Annotated in this window: 20 protein-coding genes; 3 read left to right on the top strand and 17 right to left on the bottom strand. The window is 73.2% G+C overall.

What is annotated here, in order from left to right; genetic code table 11:
- Positions 1–69: 69 nt before the first annotated feature.
- From FHS29_RS11370 to mraZ, 12 genes are all read right to left on the bottom strand, one after another.
- Complete coding sequence (locus tag FHS29_RS11370; protein ID WP_184690537.1) at positions 70–813, bottom strand: cell division protein FtsQ/DivIB; 744 nt, start codon at positions 811–813, stop codon at positions 70–72.
- The gene (murC, locus tag FHS29_RS11365; RefSeq protein ID WP_184690536.1) at positions 810–2,336 is read right to left on the bottom strand and encodes a UDP-N-acetylmuramate--L-alanine ligase; all 1,527 of its coding nucleotides are present in this window, start codon (positions 2,334–2,336) and stop codon (positions 810–812) included. The genes FHS29_RS11370 and murC overlap by 4 nt, the downstream gene beginning before the upstream one ends.
- Before the next feature lie 35 nt (positions 2,337–2,371).
- On the bottom strand, positions 2,372–3,475 hold the full coding sequence (gene murG / locus FHS29_RS11360) for an undecaprenyldiphospho-muramoylpentapeptide beta-N-acetylglucosaminyltransferase (RefSeq protein ID WP_312864865.1): 1,104 nt from the start codon (positions 3,473–3,475) through the stop codon (positions 2,372–2,374).
- A gap of 152 nt (positions 3,476–3,627) precedes the next feature.
- Positions 3,628–5,076 carry a putative lipid II flippase FtsW gene (gene ftsW, locus FHS29_RS11355; RefSeq protein WP_184690535.1) on the bottom strand — a complete coding sequence of 483 codons (1,449 nt, stop codon included), beginning with the start codon at positions 5,074–5,076 and terminating at the stop codon, positions 3,628–3,630.
- 259 nt (positions 5,077–5,335) lie between these two features.
- Positions 5,336–6,703, bottom strand: a complete 1,368-nt coding sequence (murD, locus tag FHS29_RS11350; RefSeq protein ID WP_184690534.1) for a UDP-N-acetylmuramoyl-L-alanine--D-glutamate ligase — start codon at positions 6,701–6,703, stop codon at positions 5,336–5,338.
- Between the two features lie 3 nt (positions 6,704–6,706).
- Positions 6,707–7,795: a phospho-N-acetylmuramoyl-pentapeptide-transferase gene (gene mraY / locus FHS29_RS11345; protein ID WP_184690533.1), complete on the bottom strand. Its 1,089-nt coding sequence runs from the start codon at positions 7,793–7,795 to the stop codon at positions 6,707–6,709.
- Positions 7,792–9,252, bottom strand: coding sequence for a UDP-N-acetylmuramoyl-tripeptide--D-alanyl-D-alanine ligase (locus tag FHS29_RS11340; protein WP_184690532.1), 1,461 nt, complete (start codon positions 9,250–9,252; stop codon positions 7,792–7,794). The genes mraY and FHS29_RS11340 overlap by 4 nt, the downstream gene beginning before the upstream one ends.
- Positions 9,249–10,841, bottom strand: coding sequence for a UDP-N-acetylmuramoyl-L-alanyl-D-glutamate--2,6-diaminopimelate ligase (locus FHS29_RS11335; RefSeq protein WP_184690531.1), 1,593 nt, complete (start codon positions 10,839–10,841; stop codon positions 9,249–9,251). The genes FHS29_RS11340 and FHS29_RS11335 overlap by 4 nt, the downstream gene beginning before the upstream one ends.
- A gap of 148 nt (positions 10,842–10,989) precedes the next feature.
- Positions 10,990–12,897 (bottom strand): peptidoglycan D,D-transpeptidase FtsI family protein, encoded by a 1,908-nt coding sequence (locus tag FHS29_RS11330; RefSeq protein WP_184690530.1) that lies wholly within the window; start codon positions 12,895–12,897, stop codon positions 10,990–10,992.
- A 187-nt stretch (positions 12,898–13,084) separates the two neighbouring features.
- The gene (gene ftsL, locus FHS29_RS11325; RefSeq protein WP_246440289.1) at positions 13,085–13,762 is read right to left on the bottom strand and encodes a cell division protein FtsL; all 678 of its coding nucleotides are present in this window, start codon (positions 13,760–13,762) and stop codon (positions 13,085–13,087) included.
- The gene (gene rsmH, locus FHS29_RS11320; protein WP_184690529.1) at positions 13,759–14,703 is read right to left on the bottom strand and encodes a 16S rRNA (cytosine(1402)-N(4))-methyltransferase RsmH; all 945 of its coding nucleotides are present in this window, start codon (positions 14,701–14,703) and stop codon (positions 13,759–13,761) included. Before rsmH ends, ftsL begins: the two co-directional genes overlap by 4 nt.
- A gap of 163 nt (positions 14,704–14,866) precedes the next feature.
- A complete protein-coding gene (mraZ, locus tag FHS29_RS11315) occupies positions 14,867–15,298 on the bottom strand; it encodes a division/cell wall cluster transcriptional repressor MraZ (protein WP_184690528.1) in 432 nt (143 codons plus the stop codon).
- A gap of 448 nt (positions 15,299–15,746) precedes the next feature.
- Between mraZ and FHS29_RS11310 the strand changes: the two genes are divergently transcribed.
- From FHS29_RS11310 to FHS29_RS11300, 3 genes are read left to right on the top strand one after another with little or no spacing between them, the layout of a single operon-like run.
- Complete coding sequence (locus FHS29_RS11310) at positions 15,747–16,859, top strand: AAA family ATPase (RefSeq protein ID WP_184690527.1); 1,113 nt, start codon at positions 15,747–15,749, stop codon at positions 16,857–16,859.
- 1 nt (position 16,860) lies between these two features.
- Entirely contained in the window at positions 16,861–18,126 is a 1,266-nt protein-coding gene (locus FHS29_RS11305) for a DUF58 domain-containing protein (RefSeq protein WP_184690526.1), read from the top strand.
- Positions 18,127–20,571, top strand: coding sequence for a transglutaminase TgpA family protein (locus FHS29_RS11300; RefSeq protein ID WP_184690525.1), 2,445 nt, complete (start codon positions 18,127–18,129; stop codon positions 20,569–20,571).
- A gap of 505 nt (positions 20,572–21,076) precedes the next feature.
- On the opposite strand, the gene FHS29_RS11295 is transcribed toward FHS29_RS11300, so the two are convergent.
- The 5 genes from FHS29_RS11295 to FHS29_RS11275 all read right to left on the bottom strand — a co-directional run bounded on the left by FHS29_RS11295 (position 21,077) and on the right by FHS29_RS11275 (position 25,450).
- Positions 21,077–21,460: an SCO2097 family morphological protein gene (locus FHS29_RS11295; protein ID WP_184690524.1), complete on the bottom strand. Its 384-nt coding sequence runs from the start codon at positions 21,458–21,460 to the stop codon at positions 21,077–21,079.
- A 448-nt stretch (positions 21,461–21,908) separates the two neighbouring features.
- The gene (locus FHS29_RS11290; protein ID WP_184690523.1) at positions 21,909–22,841 is read right to left on the bottom strand and encodes a hypothetical protein; all 933 of its coding nucleotides are present in this window, start codon (positions 22,839–22,841) and stop codon (positions 21,909–21,911) included.
- Positions 22,842–23,053: 212 nt separating this feature from the next.
- Positions 23,054–23,311, bottom strand: a complete 258-nt coding sequence (locus tag FHS29_RS11285; protein ID WP_184690522.1) for a hypothetical protein — start codon at positions 23,309–23,311, stop codon at positions 23,054–23,056.
- A 105-nt stretch (positions 23,312–23,416) separates the two neighbouring features.
- Positions 23,417–24,058 (bottom strand): Crp/Fnr family transcriptional regulator, encoded by a 642-nt coding sequence (locus tag FHS29_RS11280; protein ID WP_184690521.1) that lies wholly within the window; start codon positions 24,056–24,058, stop codon positions 23,417–23,419.
- A 114-nt stretch (positions 24,059–24,172) separates the two neighbouring features.
- Entirely contained in the window at positions 24,173–25,450 is a 1,278-nt protein-coding gene (locus tag FHS29_RS11275; RefSeq protein WP_184690520.1) for a DNA polymerase IV, read from the bottom strand.
- Positions 25,451–25,479: the final 29 nt, after the last annotated feature.

The raw sequence follows: 25,479 nt of genomic DNA, 5'->3' as shown, positions 1-25,479 counted from the left end.
ACGCAATGTTCACACGTGACTACCGGCGGGCATGATCGCCCGACTCCCGTGCCGGCGACCCCGGCCAGGTCAGGACACCGTGGGCAGCTCCGGGCTCGACACGTCGAACACCGTTCCGTCCCGGGTCATCAGCACCTGCACCACCGCCGCCTTGCGGGGCGTGTCGGCCGACGACCCCCAGCGGACCTCACGGCCGGCGGTCAAGGTCAGCTTCACGTCCGCGTCGGTCGTGGCCGACACGACGAGGACCTCCCGGCGCAGCTCCTCCGGCAGGCCGGTCAGCACCCGGACCGCCGACGCCCGCCCGCCCGGCTCGGCCTTGAGCTCCGGCAGGCCCTCCGGCGGCAGCGGCTGGACCGCGTAGTCCTTGCCGGTGGCGTCCACCAGGTGGGCACCGTCGGGCAGGTTGAGCACCGCGACGGGGGTGCGCTCGTCGACGGTGAGCCGCACGGTGCCGGGCAGCGCCCGTTCCACCCGGACCCCGGCCACCCGGGGCAGCTCGCGCACCCGTGCCGCGATGCCGTCGGTGTCCAGCCGCACCAGGGGCGAGCCCTGTTCGACCGCGGCGGCCGTGCGCACCTCGTCGGCGGTCAGCTTGCCGGTGCCCCGCACCTCCACCTCGCGCACGCCCAGCAGCGGCGTGAACCAGACCGCGCACACCACGGCGGTCACCACGAGCAGGACGAGGACCGCGACCAACCGGCGGCGCAGCACGGTGCGCCGGGACGGGGTGCGCCGGGCCGGTCCGCCCCGGCCGGACGGGCGCCGCCGCGGCGCGGAGGCGGGGCGGCGGCGCGCCGTCGGCGTGCTCATCGCCGGTCCAGTTCACCGACGATCTCGGGGCCGAGCATGGTCACGTCGCCCGCGCCCATGGTCACCACCACGTCGCTGTCCCCGACCAGGTCGGCCACCAGCACCGGCACCCGGTCGAACGAGGGCTCGTAGTGCACCTTCTCCGGGGCCAGCGGCACCTTGCCCGCCACCAGCGCACCCGTCACGCCGGGCTCGGGGTCTTCCCGCGCGCCGTACACGTCGAGCACCACGACCTCGTCCGCGAGGCCGAGCGCGGTGCCGAACTCGTCCGCGAACAGCCTGGTCCGCGAGTACAGGTGCGGCTGGAACACCACGACCAGCCTGCCCTCGCCGGCGACCGGGCGGGCGGCGGTGAGCTGCGCGGCGACCTCCGTCGGGTGGTGGGCGTAGTCGTCGTAGACCCGCACGCCGGCCGCGCGGCCCTTGAACTCGAACCGCCGGCGCACCCCGCCGAACGCGGCCAGGCCCTCCAGCACGCAGTCGCGTTCCGCGCCCAGTTCCAGCGCCGCGACCAGGGCGGCGATCGCGTTGCCCGCCATGTGCTCGCCGGGCACCGCGACCCGCACGTCCAAGGTCCGCTTGCCACCGGCGGTGTCGATCCCGCCGCCCGCGTCGTCGGCACCCGCCTCGGCGGCGGGCCCGTCGACCCCCGCCGGGGTGTCGTCGATCTCCACGACCGCGAGCCCGCCGCCGTCGTCCGGCCGGTAGTCGACCAGCTTCGCCGCGCCCGGACCGGTGGCCGTGCGGCCGTAGGGCCGGACCCGGATGCCGCGCGCCGCCGCGCGGCGGGCCAGTGCCGCCGCGCCCGGATCGTCCACGCACGCCACCAGCACGCCGCCGGGCCGGATGCGCTCCAGGAACGAGTCGAACACCGCGACGTAGGCCTCGACGGTGCCGTGGTGGTCCAGGTGGTCGGCTTCGACGTTGGTCACCACCGCCACGGACGGCGCGAAGAACAGGAACGACCCGTCGCTCTCGTCGGCCTCCGCCACGAACACGCCGCCCGCGCCCTGGTGGGCGTTGGCGCCGGACTCGTTCAGGTCGCCGCCGATCGCGAAGGACGGGTCCATCCGGCAATGCTGCAGGGCGACCGTGAGCATCGACGTCGTGGACGTCTTGCCGTGCGTGCCCGCGACACAGGCCACCCGGTGGTCCAGCATCAGCGCGGCCAGCGCTTCGGCCCGCCGCAGCACCACGACCCCGCGTCGCCGGGCGGCCACCAGCTCGGGGTTGTCCTCCCGGATCGCCGTGGACACCACGACCGCCGTCGGTCCGCCGTCGAGCTGGTCCAGGTGCGCGCCGTCGTGGCCGAGCGCGATCGCCGCGCCCTGCGCCCGCAGCGCGAGCACGGTCCGCGAGTCCCTGGCGTCCGACCCGGACACCTGCGCACCGCGCGCCAGCAGGATGCGGGCGATGCCGCTCATGCCCGCGCCGCCGATGCCGACCAGGTGCACCCGGTCGAGCACGTCGGCGGAACCGCCGGGGCCGACCGGATCGGCGGACCCGGCTTCGTCGTCGAGCACGGGGGGAACCGTTTCGGGGAGCTGTCCGGTGTGGCTCACTTCTTGATCACATCCAGCACGATCCGGGCCAGCACCTCGTCGGCCTCGCGGTGGCCGGTGCCCAGCGTCGCGGCGGTCATCGCGGCCAGCCGCGCGCGGTCGGCGACCAGCGGCACCACGTTCTGCGCGATCCACTGCGGCGTCAGCTGGTCGTCCGGGACCAGGATGCCGCCGCCCGCGCTCACCACCGGGCCGGCGTTGAGCGCCTGCTCGCCGTTGCCGTGCGGCAGCGGCACGAACACCGCCGGCAGGCCCACCGCCGACACCTCGGCGACGGTCATCGCGCCCGACCGGCACAGCACCGCGTCGGCCGCCGCGTAGGCGAAGTCCATCCGCTCCAGGTAGGGCACCGGCACGTACGCCGGCGCACCCGGCACGGTCTGCACCGCGACCGTGTTCTTCGGCCCGTGCGCGTGCAGCACGCCGACCCCGGCCTGCGCGAACGCGGACGCCGCGCCGGACACCGCGTTGTTGATCGACCGCGCGCCCTGCGAGCCGCCGAACACCAGCAGCGTCGGCGCGTTCGGGTCGAGCCCGAAGTGCGCGCGGGCCTGGGCGCGCAACGCGGTCCGGTCCAGCGACGTGATGGAGTGCCGCAGCGGGATGCCGATGATCTCGGCGTCGTTCAGGCCCGAGTCGGGCACGGCGGCGGCGATCCGCTCGGCGAACTTCCCGCCCACCTTGTTCGCCAGGCCGGCCTTCGCGTTCGCCTCGTGCACCACGATCGGCACCCGGCCGCGCGCGGCGAGGTAGGCGGGCAGCGACACGTAGCCGCCGAACCCGACGACCACGTCCGCACCGACCCGTTCCAGCACCTCGCGGGTGCGCTTGACCGACTCGCGGACCCGCAGCGGCAGCTTGAGCAGGTCGGGCGAGGGCTTGCGCGGCATCGGCACCGGAGGGATCAGCTCCAGCGGGTAGCCGCGGGCGGGCACGAGCTTGCTCTCCAGCCCGCGCTCGGTGCCCAGCGCGACCACGCGCGCGTCGGGCCGCAGCCGCATGACGGCGTCGGCCAGGGCCAGGGCGGGCTCGATGTGCCCGGCGGTGCCGCCTCCGGCGACCACCACGCACGGTCCGACCTGCTGGGGAACCCCCGTCACGCACTTCCTCCTTGTTCGGGACTGCAACGACTCGGATGACAACCACTCGGACTACTGACGACTCCCGCCGCAACGACTCTTACCGCAACGCTTGGAACTGCAACGCTTCGGACTACGGCTCGGGACCTGCGACGGCTCCGGACCCGGCACGGCTAGCGCCCGTCGCGACGCCGGGACCGCTCCTGGGTCGCTCTGCGGGAGTCGCGCCGACGGTACTCCGACGGCGGAGCGTGCCGGCCGGCCATCCTCCGCTCGTCCACCGGGGGCGGCGCGGCCTTGCGGCTGCGCGGCGGGGTGGACGGCCGGACCGGCCTGCGCTTGGGCGGCGGCTTGTACGCCTCGGGTGCGGGCAGCCTGAGCACCCCGCCGACCCGGCCGGGGCCGAGCGAGCGCAGCGCGGACACCGCCTCGGGCTCGTGCCGGGCGCAACTGGCCAGGATGCCGAACACCACCATCGTGGTGACGATCGACGTGCCGCCGGAGGAGATCATCGGCAGCGTGATGCCGGTGACCGGCAGCAGCTGGACGACGTAGCCGATGTTGATCGCGGCCTGCGCCACCAGCCACACGGTCAGCACCGAGGACACCATCCGGATCCACGGGTCGGTGTTCCGCGCGGCGATGCGCAACCCCACGATCGCCAGCAGCGCGAACAGCCCCAGCACCAACAGGCACCCGATGAAGCCGAGTTCCTCGCCGATCACGGCGAAGATGAAGTCGCTGTGCACGTTGGGCAGGTAGCGCCACTTCGAGCTGCCGTTGGTCAGGCCCTTGCCGAAGAACCCGCCCTCGGCCAACGCGAACAGCGCCTGCCGCGCCTGGAGCCCCGCGCCCAGCGGGTCCTTGTCCGGGTCGAGGTAGGTCAGCACGCGCTGCAACCGGTACGCCGAGCCGATGGCCAGCACCACCGCGGCGGACACCGCGGCGATCGCGATCACCCCGAAGAACCGCATCGGCGCGCCCACGAACCACAGCAGGCTGATCAGCACCACGCCGAGCGTGATCGTGCCGCCGAGGTCGGGCTGGAGCATGACGAGCGCGAAGACCACCAGCGCCACCGGCACCACCGGCACCAGCAGGTGGCGGTACTGGTCCAGCAGCGCGCGCTTGGTGACCAGGACGTGCGCGCCCCACAGCGCGAGGGCGAGCTTGGCCGCCTCGATGGGCTGGAACGAGACCGGTCCGATGATGAACCACGACTGGGCGCCGTAGTTCTCGGTCCCCAGCGGGGTCAGCACCAGGCCGAGCATGATCACGCACACCAGCATCGCCATCGTGCTGACGTGCCGGATCCTGCGCAGCGGGATGCGCAGCACGATCAGGAACAGCACCCCGCCCACGGCCACGTAGAGCAGCTGCTTCTGGAACACGCTGTACGCCGAGGCACCCTCGGCCACCTCGCCGGGAGCGGACGCGGAGAGCACCATGATGAGCCCGATCGCGGTCAGCAGACCGAAGATCGCGAGCAGCAGGTGGAAGTCCGCCAGCGGACGGCCCAGCCACGCGGTGAGCGCGCTGCGGACCACGACCCCCCGGCCGCCGCGCCGGGTGCGGGCGGCTTCGGGTGACCTTTCCACGATCGCTCTGTCCACCGCTGTCATGCGTTCATCGTCTCCCGCTTCGCACGGGGAAAGGTGAAAATCGACCGCGTGTCGCTCAGACGCGACCCCGATCACGCCCCATGACCCACCAGTGGACGCCCCAGGCCCGTCGGCGGTTGCTCCCGCACCGCGATCGGATCGTCCTGCGCACCCCGACGAACCGCTCGTCGACGCGCCTCTCGTCCGCCGGCGGCACGCAGTGCCCTACGAACGCCCTGGCAACGCGGCCGGGCAACCCCGGGAAGACCACGGGAACGGCCTACGAACGGCCCCCGGCACCGACCATCGCCACCACCGCGTCGGCGAACGCCTTCCCCCGGTGCGCGTAGTCGCTGAACATGTCCATCGAAGCCGCCGCCGGAGCGAGCACCACGGCGTCCCCCGACCGCGCCATCGAACGGGCGGCGCGCACGGCGTCCTCCATGGTCGCGTCGTCCAGCACGGCCACCGGGACCGAAGGCGCGTACCGGGCCAGCGCCGAGGCGATGGCCTCCCGGTCCGCCCCGATCAGCACCGCCCCGCGCAGCCGGTGCCCCTCGGACCGCACCAGCTCGTCCACCGAAGCGCCCTTCAACAACCCCCCGGCCACCCACACCACGCTGCGGTGCGACCGCAACGACGCCTCCGCCGCGTGCGGGTTGGTCGCCTTGGAGTCGTTGACGTACCGCACCCCGTCCGACTCCGCCACGAACTCGGCCCGGTGCGCCCCGGGCCGGAAGTCGCGCAACCCCTGGCGGACCGCCTCCGGGGGCACGCCCTGCGACCGGGCCAGCGCCGCCGCCGCCATCGCGTCCGCCAGACCGGGAGGCCCACCCGGCCGCACCTCGGCCACCGCCGCCAACACCGCGTCCGGGCCGAAAGCGCGATCGACCAGGTTCCCGTCGACCACGCCGAGCTGCCCCTCCTCGGGCGCGCCCAACGTGAACCCGACGTGCGCGGCGGCCGGCGAAGAACTCAGCAGCCGTGCCACGAAGGGGTCGTCGACCCCGGCGACGGCCACCTCACCGGTCAGCACGCCGGCCTTGGCCGCCGCGTACTCCTCGAACGAACCGTGCCAGTCCAGGTGGTCCTCGGCCAGGTTCAGCAGCACCCCCGCCGCCGGCCGCACGGACGGCGACCAGTGCAGCTGGAAGCTCGACAGCTCCACCGCCAGCACCCGGTGCCCGGCCAGCAACGCGTCCACCACCGGCAGCCCGACGTTCCCGCACGCCACCGCGTCGATCCCGGCCGCGCGCAGGACGGACTCCAGCATCCCCACCGTGGTGGTCTTGCCGTTCGTGCCGGTCACCGCCAGCCACGCGGGCGCGTCGGCGAGTTCCAGGCCCATCCGCCAGGCCAGCTCGACCTCGCCGATCACCTCCACGCCCGCCGCCTCCGCGGCGAGCAGCAGGGGGCTGTCCGGCCGCCAGCCGGGGCTGGTGACCACCAGTTCCGCCTCCGCCGGCGGCGCCACCAGGCCCGGCACCAGGGCCACCCCCGGCAGCAGGGGTTCCAGGGCTTCCAGCCGGTCGGCGCTGCCGTCGGTCACCACCACCGACGCGCCCGCCGCCAGCAGCGCCTCGGCGGCGGACCGGCCGGTCACGCCCGCTCCGGCGACCAGGACGTTGCGGCCGGCCAGGAATCCCATGGGTCAGCTCCCCGCCGCCGTCAGCCACTCGCTGTAGAACAGGCCCAGGCCCAACATGCAGCACATGCCGGCCAGCAGCCAGAACCGGATGATCACCGTGGTCTCCGCCCACCCGGCGAGTTCGAAGTGGTGGTGGAACGGGGCCATCCGGAACAGTCGCCGTCGGGACGTGCGGAACACCGCGACCTGCAACACCACCGACAGGGCCTCCACCACGAACAGGCCGCCGATCACGACCATCAGCAGCTCGGTGCGGGTCGCGATGGACAGACCCGCCACCAGGCCGCCCAGCGCCAGCGAACCCGTGTCGCCCATGAAGATCTTGGCCGGCGCGGCGTTCCACCACAGGAAGCCGATGCAGCCCGCCATCGCGGCGGCGGCCACCAGCGCCAGGTCCAGCGGGTCGCGCACGTCGTAGCAGCCGGCCACCAGCAGGTTCGAGCAGTTGTAGCGGAACTGCCAGAAGCTGATCACCACGTACGTGCCCAGCACCATCGCCGACGTGCCGCCCGCCAGGCCGTCCAGGCCGTCGGTCAGGTTGACCGCGTTGGACCAGGCGCTGATCGCCGCGTAGCAGAACACCACGAACCCGACCACGCCGAACGACACCACGGCGATGTCCCGGACGAACGACAGGCTCACCGACGCGGGCGTGAGGCCGTCCTTGTTCGGGAACTGCATCACCAGCACCGCGAAGATGATGGTGGCGACGAACTGGCCGACCAGCTTGGCCGTCTTGTTCAGGCCGAGGTTGCGCTGCTTGCGGATCTTGATGAAGTCGTCCAGGAAGCCGACGACGCCCAGCGAGGTGGTCAGCATCAGCACCAGCAGGCCGGACGCGCTGGGCGTCTGCTCGGCCGCCGACGCGGACATCGAGTTCACCAGGTGCGCGCCGAGGTAGCCCGCCCACATGGCGACCAGGATGGCGACGCCGCCCATGGTGGGCGTGCCGCGCTTGGTCTTGTGGCTCTGCGGGCCCTCTTCGCGGATCTCCTGGCCGAATCCCTGCCGCGAGAAGATCTTGATCAGGTACGGCGTCAGCATGATCGACGCGATCAGCGCGATGGCCGCCGCGATGAGGATGCTCTTCACTTGCTGACCGCCTCCAGGAGAGCCTCGGCAACCCGCCACAGGCCGTATGAGTTGGATGCCTTCACCAGCACGACGTCACCCGGCCGAACCTGGTCGCGCAGCAGCTCGACGGCCGCCGCGGCATCGGGCACCAGCACCGCTTCTTCGCCCCATGATCCTTCCAGGTGCGCGCCCTGGTACATCGGCCGGGCGTCCGGACCGACCACGACCAGCTTGTCGATGTCCAGGCGGACCGCGAGCCGGCCGATCTCGTCGTGCGCGCGGACGTGGTCCGCACCCAGTTCCGCCATCACGCCCAGCACGGCCCAGCTGCGCCGGGCGGGCGTGGTGGCGCGGGAGATCGTGGCCAGCGACTTCAGCGCCGCGCGCACGGACTCCGGATTCGCGTTGTAGGCGTCGTTGATGACGGTCACACCGTCAGGACGTTCGGTGACGGCCATGCGATGCGCCGAGACCCGTTCGGCTTTGCCGAGTGCCTGCGCCACCTGCTCGGGCGTCGCGCCCAGTTCGAGGGCGATCGCGGCGGCGGTCAGCGCGTTGCCGACCTGGTGCGAGCCGTGCACGGCGAGTCGGACGGGCGCCTCGCCCCGCGGGGTGACCAGCCGGAAGCCCGCGCGGGCCTGCGGGTCCAGGGTGATGTCGACCGCCCGGACCTGCGCGGCCTCGTTCTCGCCGACCAGCACGACCTTGGCCCTGGTGCGGTCGGCCATCCCGGCGACCAGCGGGTCGTCGGCGTTCAGCACGGCCACGCCGTGCTCGGGCAGGGCTTCCACGAGTTCGCCCTTGGCCTGCGCGATGCCCTCGCGGGAGCCGAACTCGCCCAGGTGGGCGCTGCCGACGTTGAGCACCGCGCCCACCCGGGGCGGGGCCACCCGGCACAGCTCGGCGATGTGGCCGGGGCCGCGCGCGGACAGTTCGAGCACCAGGAAGCGGGTGTCCCGGTCGGCGCGCAGGGCCGTCCACGGGTGGCCCAGCTCGTTGTTGAACGACCCCGGCGGCGCGATGGTCGGCCCGAGCGGCGCGAGGACCTGGGCGATCAGGTCCTTGGTGGAGGTCTTGCCGGAGGAGCCGGTGACGCCGACGACGGTCAGCTCCGGCAGCCGGTCGGTGACGTGGCGGGCCAGCTTCGCCAGGGCGGCCAGCACCGCCGCACCGGCGCCGTCCGCGTCGCCGGTCAGCACGTAGGCGTTGCCGCGCCCGGCGTCCACCGGGGGTGCGATGACGGCGGGTGCGTCCACCGGGCGGCCGGCGAGGACGCCGACCACGCCCCGGGCGACGACCTCGGCGGCGAAGTCGTGGCCGTCGACCCGGGCCCCGGGCAGTGCCAGGAACAGGCCGCCGGCGGTGACCTTCCGGGAGTCGAACTCGACGGTGCCGGTGACCACCGGGGTGCCGTCGGTGTCGTGCAGGGTGCCGCCGACGATCTCGGCGATCTCGGCCAGGCTGAGCGGGATCACTGGTGCGCCTCTCTGATGGCCGAGGCCAGGGTTTCCACGTCCGAGAACGGGTGCACGACGCCCGCGACCTCCTGCCCGGTCTCGTGCCCCTTGCCCGCGACCACGACCACGTCGCCGGAGCGGGCCAGCGACACGGCGTGCCGGATCGCCTCGCCGCGGTCGCCGATCTCCAGCACGTCACCCCGCTCGGTCGCCGCCAGCGCATTCGCGCCACGCAACATCGCGGCGCGGATGCCCGCGGGGTCCTCGGTGCGCGGGTTGTCGTCGGTGACGATGAGGACGTCGCTGCGCCGCGCGGCCTCCTCGCCCATCAGCGGGCGCTTGGCGGTGTCCCGGTCGCCGCCACAGCCCAGGACCGTGATGATCCGGCCGGCGGACCGGGCGCGCACGGCGTCCAGCGCCAGCGCCACCGCCTGCGGCTTGTGCGAGTAGTCCACGACGGCCGTGAAGTCCTGGCCCTCGTCCACCCGCTGCATCCGGCCGGGCACCCGCACCTCGGCCAGGCCCCGGCGGATCGCCTCGGCGTCGACGCCGCGGGAGTGCACGCAGGCGATGGCCAGCAGGGCGTTGGCGACGTTGAACTCGCCGGCCAGCCGCAGGTCGACCGGGATCTCCAGACCGGGGCCGTGCGCGGTGAACGTCTGCTCGCCGGTCGCCGAGACGCGGACCTCGGAGGCGGTCCAGGTGGCGTCGCCGGTGGTCGACACGGTGATCGTGGCGGGCTTCACCAGCCGCCGGCCCCACTCGCCGTCGACGCAGACCACCTCCACCCGGGCCCGCCCGTCGAACAGCTCGGCCTTGGTCCGGAAGTAGTCCTCCATGTCCGGGTGGAAGTCCAGGTGGTCCTGCGACAGGTTGGTGAACGCGCCCACCGCGAAGCCCACCCCGCCGACCCGGCCGAGGCGCAGGGCGTGGCTGGAGACCTCCATGGTCACGTCGGTCACGCCGCGCTCCTCCATCACCGCGAGCAGGGCGTGCAGGTCGGGCGCTTCGGGCGTGGTGAGGGCGCTGTCCAGCCGTTCCCCGGCGATCCGGGTCTCGACCGTGCCGATCAGCCCGGTCTCCCGCCCGGCGGCCTTCAGGATGGACTCGATCAGGTAGCAGGTGGTCGTCTTGCCGGACGTCCCGGTGATCCCGTACAGCCCCAGCCGGGTGGACGGGTTGCCGTAGACGCGGGCCGCCAGCACCCCCAGCACCTCGCGTGGGTTCGGGTGCACCAGCACCGGGACGTCCCGGACCTTGGCCGCACCCGCCTCGTCGGTCAGCACCGCCACCGCGCCCCGCGCGACGGCCTGCTCGGCGAAGTCCGCACCGTGCGCGCGGGCACCGGGCAACGCGGCGAACAGGTCGCCGGGTCGCACGTGCTGGGCCCGCAGCGTCACGCCGCCGACCGGGACGTGGGCGCGGTCGGGGGCGGTGAGGTGGGCGTCCGCGGTGGAGGCGAGTTCGGACACGGCAACGGGCTGGACGCGGGAAGGGCGAGGCGGGGCGGTCGCGACCTTGCCCTCAAGCTTGGCAGGCACGCGCGGAAGGCTACCGGCGCACGGAGAGTGTCCACCCACCACGTCCACCCGCGTCCCGCGGAGCATTCGGCACAACACCTCACCGATTCGGAGCAGTCCCGTTTCCCGGCCGCGGAACCGGCCCGGCGAAGAGCCCCGCGGCAGCGCGCACCTGCGCGTCGAAGATCACCCACCGGGCGCGGACCCCGCGCCGGGTGGCCGTTCCCGCCGCTGGTCAGAGGACCAGCGGGACGACCGGCGCCTGCTCGGCCGACAGCGGCACCTGGTAGCGCTGCGACAGGTAGGACGCGATGTCGTGGAACAGCGGCGCGGCGGACTGGCTGAACTGGCCGCCGCCCGACGGCGCGTCCAACATGATCCCGACCACATAGCGCGGGTTGTCCGCCGGGAAGATGCCGGCGAACGTGATCCAGTGCATCGTGGTGCTGTAGCAGCTGCAGTTCCGGTCGACCTGCTGCGCGGTGCCCGTCTTGCCCGACACCTGGTAGCCCGGCAGCGCGGCCTGCGTCCCGGTGCCGGACTGGCCCGGCGACTTCTGCACCACGGCGCGGAACATGTCGCGGACCGTCTTCGCGGTCTGCGGGCTCACCACCCGGGTCTCCTCCGGGCGCGCGGTCTCCTTGCGCACGCCGTTCTGGTCGACCTCGGCGCGGATGATGCGCGGCGGGATGCGCACGCCGTCGTTCGCGATCGCCTGGTACATGCCGGTCATCTGCAACAGCGTCATGTCCAGGCCCTGGCCGATCGGCAGGTTGCCGAAGGTGGAGCCGGACCACTGGTTGCGCGGCGGCACCGAGCCCGGCTCCTCGCCCGGCAGGCCGGACCCGGTGCGCTTGCCGAGGCCGAACTTGCGCAGCATGTCCGCGTACCGGTCCTCGCCGATCTTCTGCGCCGTCATCAGCGTGCCGACGTTCGAGGACTGCGCGAACACGCCGGTGAACGTCATGTCCTGCCGGGGGTGGTCCGAGGCGTCCTTGATGATCCGGTCGGCGACCCTGATCCGGTCGTCCACGGACAGCACGTCGTCCGGCTTGTGGATGCCGTCCTCGATCGCCGTGGCGGCGGTGACGATCTTGTTCACCGAGCCCGGCTCGAACACCGAGGTCACCGCCGCGTTGCGGGTCTGCTCGCCGGTGGCCTGGCCGAACTTCGCCGGGTCGAACGTCTTGTCGTTCGCCATCGCCAGGATCTCCCCGGTGCGGCTGTCCAGCACCACCGCCGAACCGGTCTTCGCACCGGACTTGTCGGTGTACTCGGTGACCATCCGCTGCAACGCGTACTGGGTGTCCACGTCCAGCGTCAGCTCCAGGCTGCGGCCGGGTGTCGCGGCGGCCAGCTCGCGGGACCGGCCGGGGCCGGGGATCACCACGTTGTTGTTGCCCTGCATGGTGTCCACCACCCGCCGCCCGTTGCGGCCGGCGAGCAGGTTGTCCTGCGAGTTCTCCAGCCCCAGCAGGCCGTGCGTGGCGGGCGGCTCCTGGTCCTTGCGCCAGTTCGCCGCGCCGACGATGTTGGCGGCCAGCTCGCCGTTCGGGTAGACCCGCACCGCCCGGTACTCCGAACCGATGTCGGCGTACTTCTCGGTGATCGCGGCGGCCTTGCCGGGGTCGATGTTGTCCACCAGCTCGATGTAGGTGGTGTCCTTGGTGAGCATCGCGTACATGGTCTGCTCGTCGGTCTTCTGGCCGCCGACCTCGGTGCCCAGGGTGTCCTGGATGAACCTGGCGACCGTTCGCGCCCAGTCCTCGTAGCTGCCGATCTTCGGCTCGGCCTGCTGCGCGTCGGCCCACTTCTCGCGGGTCATCTGCGGCACCGCGTAGAGGGCGCGCGCCTCGATGCTGAACGCGAGCTGGTTGCCGTTCCGGTCGGTGATGGCGCCGCGCGCGGCCGGGATGTCGATGAACGTGGCCCGCTGCTTCTCGGCCTGCGCGGACAGGGCCTCCGCCTGGAACCCCTGCACCTGCACCAGCTTGACGCCGGCCAGCAGCAGGGCGCCGACCAGCAGCAACCGGCCGACGGCCAGCCGCACCCGGCTGTTGCCACCCCGCCGCCGCTTGGCCGGAGCGGCTCCGCGCACGGACAGCGGCCGCCGCGCCGGCCTGCTCCGACTGGGCCCTGGCATCACAAACCTCCAGCAATCGCCTCTACCGGAACGCCACCGACGCGCCCCACGACGTCCGAACACCTCCGGCACGACACCGGACCGGACGGGCCTCGCACCGCACCACCGCACCGCCGGTCGGCCCCGGCCCGCCGACGCCGGCGCGACCGCGCCGCGCCGGCGGACGACACCGGCACCGACACCGGCATCACTGCCCTCCGGGCACCGGCTGCTGCTCGCCCTGTGCCGGCGGCTGGGTCTGGCCACCGGCCTGGGTGTTCGGGTCGGCCGGTGGCGGCGCGTTCGGGTCCGGTGCCTGCGTTCCGGCCGCCGGCGGCGTCTGCGTCGCGGCCGGCGGCGGGGTCTGCGTCTCGGAGGCCGGCGGCGGGGGCGGTTCCGGGGCCTTGGCCTCGGTGGGCTTGCCGTAGATCTCGACCGTCCCGTCCGGCAGCTGCCGCAGCCGCGCCGGGTCGCCCGCCGGCACCAGGCCCAGCTTCCCGGCCGCCTCCGCGAGCTTGAGCGGCGACTCGGCGAGCGCCACCTCCTGCCGCAGCTGCTCGACCTGGCGCGCCAGCCGGGTCTCCTCGGCCCGCGCGTCCTGGAGCCGGTAGGAGTCCGCGGTCGCCTGGGTGGACAGCCACATGATCGCGGCGATGCCCACGCCGAGCACCACCATCACCATGACCACGAACGGCGCCCTGGGCGCGACCGCCTGCCGGCGGGTCACCGCCTTGCTGCCGCGCGAGCCCTGGGTGCGCTGCGCCCGACGCGCGTAGGCCCGTTCCGCCGCCGCCGAGCGGGGTCGGGCGGGCACCGACTTCAGGGCGCGTTCACGGGGCTTCGCCGGGGTCGGCGGCACGCCGTTGGCCCGTGCTGGTGCGGTCATGTCGCCTCCCGGATGCGTTCCGCCGCCCGCAGTCGGACCGGGGCGGCTCTGGGGTTCTCCTCGATCTCCTGCTCGTCGGCCACCTCGGCGCCCCGGGTCACCAGCTTCAGCTCGGGGCCGTGGCCGGGCAGCTCCACCGGCAGGTCCTGCGGCGTGCGCGAGACGGCCAGCGGCGCGAACGCCCGCTTGACCATCCGGTCCTCCAGCGACTGGTAGGACTCCACGACGATCCGGCCGCCGACCGCCAGCACGGACAGCGCGGCGGGCAGGGCCTGCCGCAGCGACTCCAGCTCGCCGTTGACCTCGATCCGCAGCGCCTGGAACGTCCGCTTCGCCGGGTGGCCCCCGGTCCGCCGGGTCGCCGCCGGCACCACGCTGTAGAGCAGCTCGACCAGCCGACCGCTGTTGGTGAACGGCTCCCGCTCGCGCTCCCGCACCACCGCCGAGGCGATCTTGCGGGCGAACCGCTCCTCGCCGTAGTCGCGCAGGATGCGGGTCAGGTCGTCCACCGGGTACTCGTTGAGCACGTCCGCCGCGGTCATGCCGGTGCCCGCGCTCATCCGCATGTCCAGCGGTGAGTCGCGGGAGTAGGCGAAGCCGCGCTCCTCGGCGTCCAGCTGCAACGACGAGACGCCCAGGTCCATCAGGATGCCGTCCACCGGGCCGTCGACCGCGTCCGCGATCCGGTCGTAGGTGGTGCGCACGAACGTCACCCGGTCCGCGTACGGGGCCAGCCGCTGCCGGGACAGCTCGATGGCCTGCGGGTCGCGGTCCAGGGCGATCAGCCGCACCCGGGGGTGCGCCCGCAGCACCGCCTCGGAGTGCCCGCCCAGGCCCAGCGTGCAGTCCACGAAGACCGCGTCCCGATCGGCCAGCGCGGGAGCCAGCAGGGCGAGGACGCGGTCGAGCAGCACCGGCACGTGTCGCGTGCGCTCCACCATGTCCTCTCCCAAGCATCCCCCCGGCCGATGAAGCGATTCGGGTGTCGTCAGGTCCCCGCCCGCCCGTCGGACCTGGCGCCGGGGAAGGTGCGCCAGGGCCGAAAGCCGAGCGGACCGAGGCCTCACGGCACCCGAAACCTCAAGCGTTCGCAGCTCGTCCTGATCAGAAGACGCCCGGCAGCACCTCCTCGCGAGCCTCGGCGTAGCTGTCCTCGTGCTCGTCCAGGTAGCGCTGCCACGCCTGCGCGTCCCAGATCTCCAGCCGGTTGATCGCGCCGATGACCACGCACTCCTTGGTCAGCCCCGCGTAGCGGCGCAGTTCCGGTGCGATGGACACCCGGCCCTGGCCGTCCGGCCGTTGCTCGTCGGTACCGGCGAACAGGTAGCGCTGGTAGGCGCGGACCGCCTCGTTGGTGAACGGCGCGTCCGCGACCTTGCGCGCCATCTGCTCGAACTCGGCCCGCGGGAACACGTAGAGGCAGTGGTCCTGGCCCTTGGTGACCATCAGACCCCCCGCTAGCGCGTCCCGGAACTTCGCAGGCAGCGTCAGCCGGCCCTTGTCGTCCAGCTTCGGGTGGTGCGTGCCCAGGAACACGGCGCCCACCTCCCGGTGCCGGAGATCGAACCGGCAGTGAGGCCCCCGTCTGCCCCACCGGCCGCCACAGTACCCCACTTTTCTCCACAGTCAACGCGGAAACGGGAGGTCGCCTCACCCCCCGGCGAGCGTTTACGCAGGTAGAGCGAATATGGCCGGAGTGGGTCACGGTGGGGGAAGCAACGCACCTCCACCTCCGCGGGTGAGCCGATCCGGCCCGAATCCCACTCGAACGGCCCAGCGAAAACGGGCAAAACCGGTTCGCCGCAGGCCCTGGTGGGGAATCGTGGTGGCAGCGGGTGAACCGGTCCCGACCGCCGGTCGTGGAATCCACCGGGACGAAACTGTTCAATCGGTGTAGGGCGCTTCGCCCTGGTTTGACACACTGCGTGAAACGCTCACCGCCTCCGCGAACCGGTCGCGGGTGGGCCCCTCTTCAGGAGGTCGAGTGACTCCGAGTACCCAGCCAGCCGCGCTCCCCGACCACTCGTACGGGGGCGGTGGGCCCAACCACGTGAACAGCACGGCCCACGTGAACAGCGCGGCCCACCCGCACGGACGGCCCGACGAGGTGCTCGCCGAACTGCACGCCGTGGTGGGGCGCATCGCGGCCAACGTCGAGAAGGTCATCGTCGGCAAGCCCGACGTGGTGCGCGTCGCGATCGTGACGCTGCTGGCCGAGGGGCACCTGCTGGTGGAGGACGTGCCGGGCGTCGGCAAGACCTCGCTGGCCAAGGCGCTGGCCCGGTCCATCGACTGTTCGGTGAGCCGCATCCAGTTCACCCCGGACCTGCTGCCCAGCGACATCACCGGTGTGTCCATCTACAACCGGCAGGACAACGACTTCGAGTTCCGCCCCGGCCCGGTGTTCGCCAACATCGTGGTGGGCGACGAGATCAACCGCGCCTCGCCCAAGACGCAGTCGGCGCTGCTGGAGTGCATGGAGGAGCACCAGGTCACGGTCGACGGGAACACCTACCCGCTGAGCGCGCCGTTCATGGTGATCGCCACCCAGAACCCCATCGAGATGGAGGGCACCTACGCGCTGCCCGAGGCGCAGCGCGACCGGTTCACCGCGCGCGTCTCCATCGGGTACCCGGACCCGGCGGCCGAACTGGCGATGGTGGACGAGCACGCGGGCAACGACCCGATGGCGCAGCTGCGCCCGGTGTCCGACGCCGACCAGGTGCTCAAGCTGGTGCACGCGGTGCGGCGGGTGCACCTGTCGCAGGAGATCCGCCGGTACGCGGTCGAGCTGGTGGGCGCCACGCGGCGGCTGCCGGAGCTGCGGCTGGGCGCGTCCCCCCGGTCGACGTTGCAGCTGGTGCGGTCGGCGCGGGCGCAGGCGGCGCTGGCCGGTCGCGACTTCGTGGTGCCCGACGACGTCCACGCGGTGGCCGTGCCCGTGCTGGCGCACCGGCTGGTGCTCACCGCCGAGGCGCAGGCCGCCCGCCGGTCGTCCGCCGACCTGGTCCGCAACCTGTTGCAGCGGGTGCCGGTGCCGCAGGCCGCCCTGGACCCGACGGGCCAGTTCCTGCACAACATCAACCCGAACCGCTGACATGCGGGGAGCGCTGTCCGGCCTGACCACCAGGGGACGATGCCTCCTCGCCGCCGGTTTCGCCGCCGGCCTGTGCGCGATCGTGCTCAACGAGCGCGACCTGCTGCGCGTGGCGGTGTTCGTGGTGGCGTTGCCGCTGCTGGCGGCGTTGCTCGCGCAGCGGGCGCGGGTCGGGCTGCACGCCGCCCGGTTCCTGTTCCCCAGCCGGGTCCAGGTCGGTTCGGCGACCGACGTGCGGGTGGAGCTGCGGTCCGCGGGCCGGCTGCCCACGGGCGGCCTGCTGCTGGAGGACGCGGTGCCGTACGCGCTCGGTTCGCGCCCCAGGTTCGTGGTGGAACGGCTGCCCCGCAACACGGTCACCGCGCTGCGCTACCCGCTCAAGCCGGTGCTGCGCGGCATCCAGCAGGTCGGCCCGCTGATGGCGCGGGTCACCGACCCGTTCGGGCTGGCCGAGTTCGACCGCGAGCTCGCGGGCCGCTCCAAGCTGGTCGTGGTGCCGCGCGTGGTGGGCCTGACCGGCCTGCCCAGCGGCTCGGGCATGGGCGCGGGCGACGACGGCTCGATCCGGCTGCGCACCGGGCAGGGCGAGGACGACGCCGTGGTGCGGCAGTACCGGCACGGCGACGACCTGCGGAAGGTGCACTGGCGTTCGACGGCCCGGCGCGACGAGTTGATGGTGCGCGTCGAGGAACGGCCGTGGCGCGGCGGCACCACCGTGCTGCTGGACCACCGGCAGGTCGCGCACCGGGGCACCGGCCCGGGTTCGTCGCTGGAGTGGGCGGTGTCGTTCGCGGCGTCGGTGTGCCTGCACCTGCACCGGTTCGGGCACCAGGTGCGGCTGGTCGGCGACGACGGGCGGGTGCTGGCGGGCGGTGCCGGCGACGGCGGGCACAGCGACGCGGTGGTGCTGGACTCGCTGGCCGCGTTGCAGCCCTCTCACCGCCGCGAGCCGGCGGCGGGCCTGGACCCCGGCGCGGGCCAGGAGGTGATCGCGATCCTCGGCGGCTCCACGCCCGCCGTGGTGGACGCGCTGGTGCGCAACCGGCCGCGCGGGATGCGCAGCCTGGCCGTGGTGATGGACGTGCGGGCGTGGGCGGCGGCCACCGAGGACCCCGCCCCCGACCCGGAGGAGGCGCGGGGCCTGCTCACCGCGGCCGGCTGGGGCGCCGTGGTGGCCCGGCCGGCGACGCCGATGGGGCAGGTCTGGCAGGAGCTGTGCCACAGCGCGGGCAACCGCGGTCCCGTGGTGCGCACGGAGGTGGGCTGAGTGGCCGGCAGGACTGCCCCCGGGGGCAACTGGGTGGTGAGCGCGACGCCCGCCGTGGCGGGCCTGGCGACGCTGTGCGCGGCGACCGCGCTGTCCAGCGTGATCGGCGGCGTGGTGTGGCTGGTCAACCTGGCCGTGGCGATCATCGTGGTGGCGGGCACCGGCGTGCTGCTGCGCGCGGCCCGGCTGCCCATCCCGCTGGTGGGCCTCGGGCAGGTGTTCGCGCTGCTGTGCCTGCTGGTGACGATCTTCACCCGCACCGGCGTGCTGGTGGTCCTCCCCGGCCCGCAGTCGCTGACCGACCTGCTGGCGGTGCTGGGCAACGCGATCGCCGAGGTGCAGACCGGGGTGCCGCCGGTCGACGACAGCGACGCCATGCGGTGCCTGGTGATGGTGGCCATCGGTCTGGTGGCGGTGCTGGTGGACCTGCTCGCGGTCGGCGCGTCCGCACCCGCCGCGTCCGGGCTGGTGCTGCTGTGCGTGTTCGCGGTGCCCGCGTCGCTGGCCGACGAGATGCTGCCGCTGTGGACGTTCGCGTTCGGCGCGGGGGCGTTCGCGCTGCTGCTGGCCGTCGACGGGCAGCACCGGCACGAGGCGTGGCGCGGCAGGCTGCCCAACCGGGGCGGCGGCGGGGCGGGACCGGCGGCGACCGCCGTCGCGGGCTTGGCGGTGGTGATCGCGCTGCTCGCGGGCGGGGTGTTCACCCTGGTCGGCACGGTCGGGCGGCTGCCCGGCACCGGGGACACCGTGGGCGGCGGCGCGGGCAAGCTCGGCCTCGACCCGATGACCGAGCTGCGCGGCATGCTCAACCAGGGCGCGAACCGCGAGCTGTTCCGGGTGCGCGGCCTGCCCGAGGCGTCCTACCTGCGGGCGATGACGCTGCGCGAGTACGTGCCGGACCAGGGCTGGCGCATCGGCGACGACCTGCCGGCGGGGGTCGCGGCGAACGGCGAGCTGCCCGCCCAGCCCGGCGACCCCGGCGACGGCGAGACCGTCGAGATCAGCGTCGAGCCGGTCGACTGGCTGGACAACTGGCTGCCGGTGTACGGCCGGCCGCGCCGGATGCAGGACGTCGACGAGAACTGGCGCTACGACCCGGTGCGCGGCATGGTCTACAGCGTGCGCGCCCGGCAGGCCGGGGCGTACAAGATGCAGACCGTGCTGAAGACGCCGCCGCAGGACGCGCTGCGCGGGGCGTCGAGCGCGCTGGACGTCGAGGACGCGTACCTGGAGGCGCCGGGCGTGAGCCCGGAGGTGACGAACCTGGCCCGGGACATCACGCGCGACCAGGACAACGCCTTCGACAAGGCCAACGCGCTGTACCGCTACTTCACCGACGGCACCCAGGGCTTCACGTACACGACGCAGACCAGCGGCCCGCAGACCAGCGACGCGCTGCGCGACTTCGTCTTCACCGGCAAGCGGGGCTACTGCGAGCAGTACGCGTCGGCGATGGCGATCATGGCCCGCTCGGTGGGGCTGCCGTCGCGCGTCGCCATGGGCTTCACGGCGGGCTTCCCGATCGAGGACTTCCAGACCATCACCACGCAGGACGCCCACGCGTGGGTGGAGATCTACTTCCCCGGCTACGGCTGGATGGTCTTCGACCCGACCCCGCTGTCCGACGGCCGCGGCGTGGTTCCCCCGTACATCGCGGGCCTGAACCCGGACGGCGAAGAGACCGGCACGACGGACACCACGACCACGACCCCCACCACGACGACCACCGCCCCCAGCGGCTCGACCTCCGCCGCCCCCGGTGCCACGGGTGAGGACGGCCAGTCGGAGATTTCCGAGCCGATCCCCACCTGGCACACCGCGACCCTGCTGATCTCGGCCGGTCTCGCCGTGCTGCTGACGGCGCTGCTGCTGGCCGGGCGCGGGCGGAGGCGGGGTTCACCGGGCGCGGCTTGGCTGCGTCGGACACCGTGGCTGCTGCCGGTGCTCGTCGGTGTGGCGGTGGTGGCCGGGCTGGTCGGGGTGACGCTGACCGTGGCGCTGCTGTCGTGGTGGCTGGCGGTGCCCGTGCTGGTCGCTCTGGTGGCGGCGGTGCCCGCGGGCCTGCGCGGCGTGCGGCGGCGCACCCGGTTGCAGGCCGTGGCCGGCCTCGGACCGGACGCGGCGGGCGCGGCCTGGCAGGAACTGCTCGCCGAGTCCGTGGACCGGGGTACCCGCGTGCCGACGACGGAGACCGTCCGGGTGGCCGCGCGCCGGATGGCCCGTGCGCACAACCTGGACGAACAGGGACGCGACGGCCTGCGGACGCTGGTGGGGGCGGTGGAGCGCTCCTGGTACAGCACCCGCGCCGAGGCCGACCCCGCGCTGCCGCAGGCGTTCGACAACGTCCGCCGCAGCCTCACCCGCAACGCACCGCTCGCGCTGCGCGCGAAGGTGCTGCCCCGATCCGTGCTCCAGCCGAACCCGACCCCGGAGTCCGACGACTGACCCGATTCCCGGCTCAGCCGTCCACCTGAGCCGCCCACCTGAGCCGTCCGACTCAGCCGTCCGACTCAGCCGTCCGGCCCGGCCCTGCTGTGCCGCCCGGCTCGACTGCTCAGCCCGACCGCTCAGCCCGACTGTGCCCGACTACCCCGGCTCGGCTGCGCTGGCCGACTACCCGCTACCGGCCCGGCTGTGCCGCCCGGCCCGGCCGTGCTGCCCGATTGCCCGGCCCGATGTGTCCCCCTCAGGTGTTCAGGGGCGGACACGTCGGTGGCGAGGGAGTCGTTGAAGCTCCGGACCGGGGGGCGTGAGGCGTCGAGCGGCCATGCCGGCGCCCAGTCGGGCGGGCGCGCCGGCGTCTCCCGGGCGGGTCTTGATCATCGGGGTCGTCCGAGCCGTGGTGGCACCCCGGGACGCGTCGGTGGCGTGGCCGGTTGGCGGGCATACCGCGCGGCCCGCGCTCCGGTGAAGGGGCGCGGGCCGTGTGCGTCGGGTGGGCAGGTGTTGTCTACTCGTCCTCTAGGCGACGACGGAAACGTTCTTCCATCTTCTGGGAGAACGAGCTGCGGCTCGGCCGACTTCCCTCTTCGGTGGGTTCCTCGGCACCCTGCTCACCACGACGCAACGTCGTCACGGTGAGCAGTACGCCGAAGAACATCACCAGGAAGCCGACCACGCTCACCACCGGGATACCAGCGAGCTTCGGCAACATCACACCCGTCACCAGCAGCGCCACGCCCACGGCGAACAGCACGATGCCCTGGAAACGACGCCGTCGTGACGGCTTGCGCAGCTTGGCACCGCGCACAGTGGATGCGAACTTCGGGTCCTCGGCGTAGAGCGCGCGCTCGATCTGGTCGAGCAGTCGCTGCTCGTGCTCGGAGAGTGGCATGGCTCCTCCTCCGGCACAGCGGTCGCGGGCGCCGGGTGTTCACGGTTGCCGCCGGTCCCGGCGGACGCCCCACCCTGGGGGCGTCACAACCAGGATACGATTCGCGGGCCTCGCCGACTACCCAGTCCCCGCCCCTAAGCGGTTCGTTCGGTCACCATCATCCTCACGGGTCAACGGTCAGACCACCGTAAGGTCGCGAAAACCGCCCCGAAGGTCAATTGTCAAGCCCTTACCGACCCCCGGTCGGCAACGATGTGACCCGGACAACACCCGATCAGGGTCGCCTTCGGTACGTCCCGGGTACGCCCGTCCCCGGTTCGGGATCACGAAGCACCCGCCCGGACGCGCCACCCGAGTGGCCGAGGTGGGTCAGCGGCCACAAGTGATCGAGTCGATCAGCAGCCGCACGTGGTCGAGTCGATCAGCGGCCACACGTGGTCGGGGTGGATCAGCGGCGGCGTTGGGCCGGGATCGTCACGGGTAAGGGTGTCGCCGTCACCCCCGGTCTGGGGCGGGACTTCGCCCGGACGGTCGCCCGGTGCAGGGACTGCGCCACCAGGGCAGGCGATCGGCGTAGTTCTCCGGCCGTGGTGTGGAGGACCACCACCCCGGTCGCCGCCAGGAGGTCGTCCGGGTGCGGGGTCAGTTGCCAGGCCAGGCCTATGTCCTCCCACCAGACGTCTGCCCGGCCCAGCGGGGTGCCTTCCGCCGTGCGCACCTCCGCGTTCCACCTCGGTGCCGGCAGCGGCAGGTCCGACAGGACGTCCCTCGCCCACGCCTGGGGAACCGTCCGGATGCCGTCGGACAGGTCCCGCAGGACCTGCTTCGCGGGTTCGGCTCCTCTGGACAGACCTTTGCACAGGTCCGCCACGCGCGCGCCACCCCGGCACACGGCCTCGGTCAGCACCGCCCGCACCGCGTCCTGGTCCGGGAGCAGCGATCTCGCCGCGTCCACGGCGGCTCGGGTCAGGGGTGCGGTGAGGAAGCCCTTGCGCAGTACCGGGGGCGGGAGCCGGCGGGTCCTGACCACCCGGACTCCGGGGGTCGGGTCCGCCGGTCCGGCGGACAGGACGTGGACCGGGCCGGTGGCGGGGACGGCTCGCATGCCGTGCAGTTGGAGGGCGTCCAGCCCGGTCAGCCGGGCGTCCGGGCCGGCGTAGCGCAGGGCCGCCTGCACCCGTTGTGGGCGGCTCGCGGGTTTTCGGGTCAGCAGCAGGACTCCGGGCAGGACGTGCTGCCAGGGGCCGCCCGGCCGGCAGCGGGTGGTGAGTTCGTCGTCGCGCAGGCCCAGGCTGAGCAGTTCCGAGGCGGTGGCCACCCGGTGTGGGAACAGGGCGGCCAGGGCGTCCAGGCTGATCGTGGCTCGGTTCGTGGTGTGCATGGGTCCACGATCGACTTCTTCGGGGGCCGCGTCGACCGGTTGATCACGAATTGTGGACAACTCCGGGGCCTGTGGACAACTCCGGACGTGAAGAGGCCTTCCACAGACCCGACCGCCCGTGGAAGGCCTCTTCGGCAACGGCGGCCACCCCTCGTCAGCCGCCGTGTGGTTCGTGTGGTCCCGGCCCGGACCGGCGCCCGGACCGAGGTGGGCTAGAGCCGGACCAGGTCTTCCCGGATCTCGTCGTCCAGCTGCCGCCGGTCGGACCGCACCTCGCGCCACGCGTCGGCCACCGCCACCAGCCCCCCGGCCAGCACCAGCGCCACGGCCAGCGCGACGATGCCGCTGGTCTCCAGCTGGGTGACGATCACCGCGGCCGACCACAGCTGGACCACGGTGAACAGCAGGGTGCACGCAAGACGTTCGGTGAACCGGCGGCGGGCCCTGGCAGGTTCCTCGTTCTGGGTCATCGCTCCCCCTCTGAGTTCGGCGTAACTCAGTTGTAGGGGGTCGCGCGCGGATGTTCTGCGTCAGATGACGCACAAGGAGAAATTGCAGGTAGGACCCGTTTCCGGTCACGTCGTCAGGTCGTAGAGGCGGTCGACTTCGAGAATGTCGATCTTCCGCCGACCGGTGCTGATGATGCCCTCTTCGCGCAGCGACCGCAGCACCCGCACGAGCGATTCGCGGGAGGTGCCGGCGATGCCCGCCAGCTCCTCCTGGCTCAGCGCCACCGCGCCCTGGTCGGCGATGCCGCGCTCCAGCGCCACGTCGATCAGCACGGCCGCCACCCGCTGGGTCGCCGTGCCGCTGATCTGGACCCGCTGGCGGTCGGTGTCGCGCTGGCGGGCCACCACGACGGTCAGCACGGCCCACGCGATGCGCGGGTACCGCTGGCACAGCGAGGCGAACCCGGACGCGGAGATCACCAGGGCGCGGACCGCGCCCAGGGCCCGGACGGTCGCCGAACGGGGTCGGCCGTCGATGGCCGAGCGCTCGCCGACGATGTCACCCGAGCCGCGCACCGCGAGGACCTTCTCACCGCCGGCGGCGGTGGTGGCGGTGACCCGGAGCAGGCCGCGCCGGACCACCAGGACGTGCCGGGTGACCTCGCCCTCGTTGCAGATCACCGCGCCGGAGGCGTACTCGCGCTCCGTGCCCGTAGCGCCGAGCACGTCGTGCTCGGCGGGGGTGAGCAGGCCCCAGAACCGGTCCACCCTCCCAGGGTGCCCGGTGATCGTCCCGAACGTCCGCCCTGCCCGCCGCCACCACCCGAACGGCCTGTTCCGCAACGTCGGAAGACCGAACCACCGGCTGCCCGCCGGCGCGTCTCAGCGGTCCGGCCGGGGCTGCGGCTCGTTCGGCTGGGACACCGCCGTGGTGAGCAGCGACGCCGGTTTCACCGCGGCCCGGCCGAACCGGGACCGGGCCTGGTCCGCGGCTTGTTCGGCTTCCCGCCAACCGCGCTCGGGCGCGTCGAACATCAGCTGTTCGCCGTCCTCGCCCTGGACCAGCTGCTCGATGCGCACGCCGATCAGCCGCACCGCGCCGGGCGGCACCTGCTCGTCCAGCAACGCCGACGCGGTCCGGAAGACCTCCTGGGTCACGTCGGTCGCCACCCGCAGCGTCTTCGACCTGGTGATCGTGGTGAAGTCGGCGAACCGGACCTTGATCGACACCGTGCGACCGCGCAGACCCCGCGAGCGCAGCGTCGCCGCCGAGCGCTCGGACAGCCGCAGCAGCTCACGCCTGAGCAGTTCGCGGTCGAAGTGGTCGACCTCGAACGTCTCCTCGGCGCCGATCGACTTCTCCCGGGTCGACGGCACCACGGGGCGGTCGTCGAGACCCCGGGCCAGCGCGTGCAGGTGTTCGGCCAGCGCCACGCCCAGCACGCGGCGCAGTCTCGGCAACGGGGTGGCGGCCACGTCGGCGACCGTCTCCAGGCCCACCCGGTCGAGCTGTTCGGCGGTGCGCTTGCCGACGCCCCACAGCGCGGAGACCGGCAGCGGGTGCAGGAACTCCAGCACGGCGGTCTTCGGCACGACCATCACGCCGTCCGGCTTGCACATGCCGGACGCCAGCTTCGCCAGGAACTTCGTCGGCGCCACGCCCACCGAGCAGGTGATCCCGTGCGCCTGCTCCACCTGGCGCCGGACCAGCTGGGCGATCGCCGCCGGGGTCAGCCGCAGCCGCCGCAGCGCCCCGCTCACGTCCAGGAACGCCTCGTCCAGGCTCAGCGGCTCGACCAACGGCGTGATGTCGCGGAAGATCGCCATCACACCGCGCGAGATCTCCTGGTAGCGGGCGAAGTTCGGCATCACGAACACCGCGTGGGGGGCCAACCTCCGGGCGTGCGAGGTCGGCATCGCCGAGCGCACGCCGTACTCGCGGGCCAGGTAGTTCGCCGACGCCACCACGCCCCGGTTCGCCGTGCCGCCCACCACCACCGGCTTCCCGGCCAGCTCCGGGTTGTCCCGGATCTCCACGGACGCGTAGAAGGCGTCCATGTCGACGTGCAGCATCGCGCAGCCGGTGTCGTCCGGCCACGTGTCGCCCCGCGCACGGAACCGGTCGACCAGGCCACGGGGCAGGTCCCCGCTGCGACCCACGACCACCTCCTCCGGCACCGACCCAGGAC

The sequence above is a fragment of the Saccharothrix tamanrassetensis genome (assembly GCF_014203665.1).
Classification (GTDB): domain Bacteria; phylum Actinomycetota; class Actinomycetes; order Mycobacteriales; family Pseudonocardiaceae; genus Actinosynnema; species Actinosynnema tamanrassetense.
Note: the sequence above shows the minus strand (reverse complement) of the source record. Positions and strands in the feature narration are given on the sequence as shown.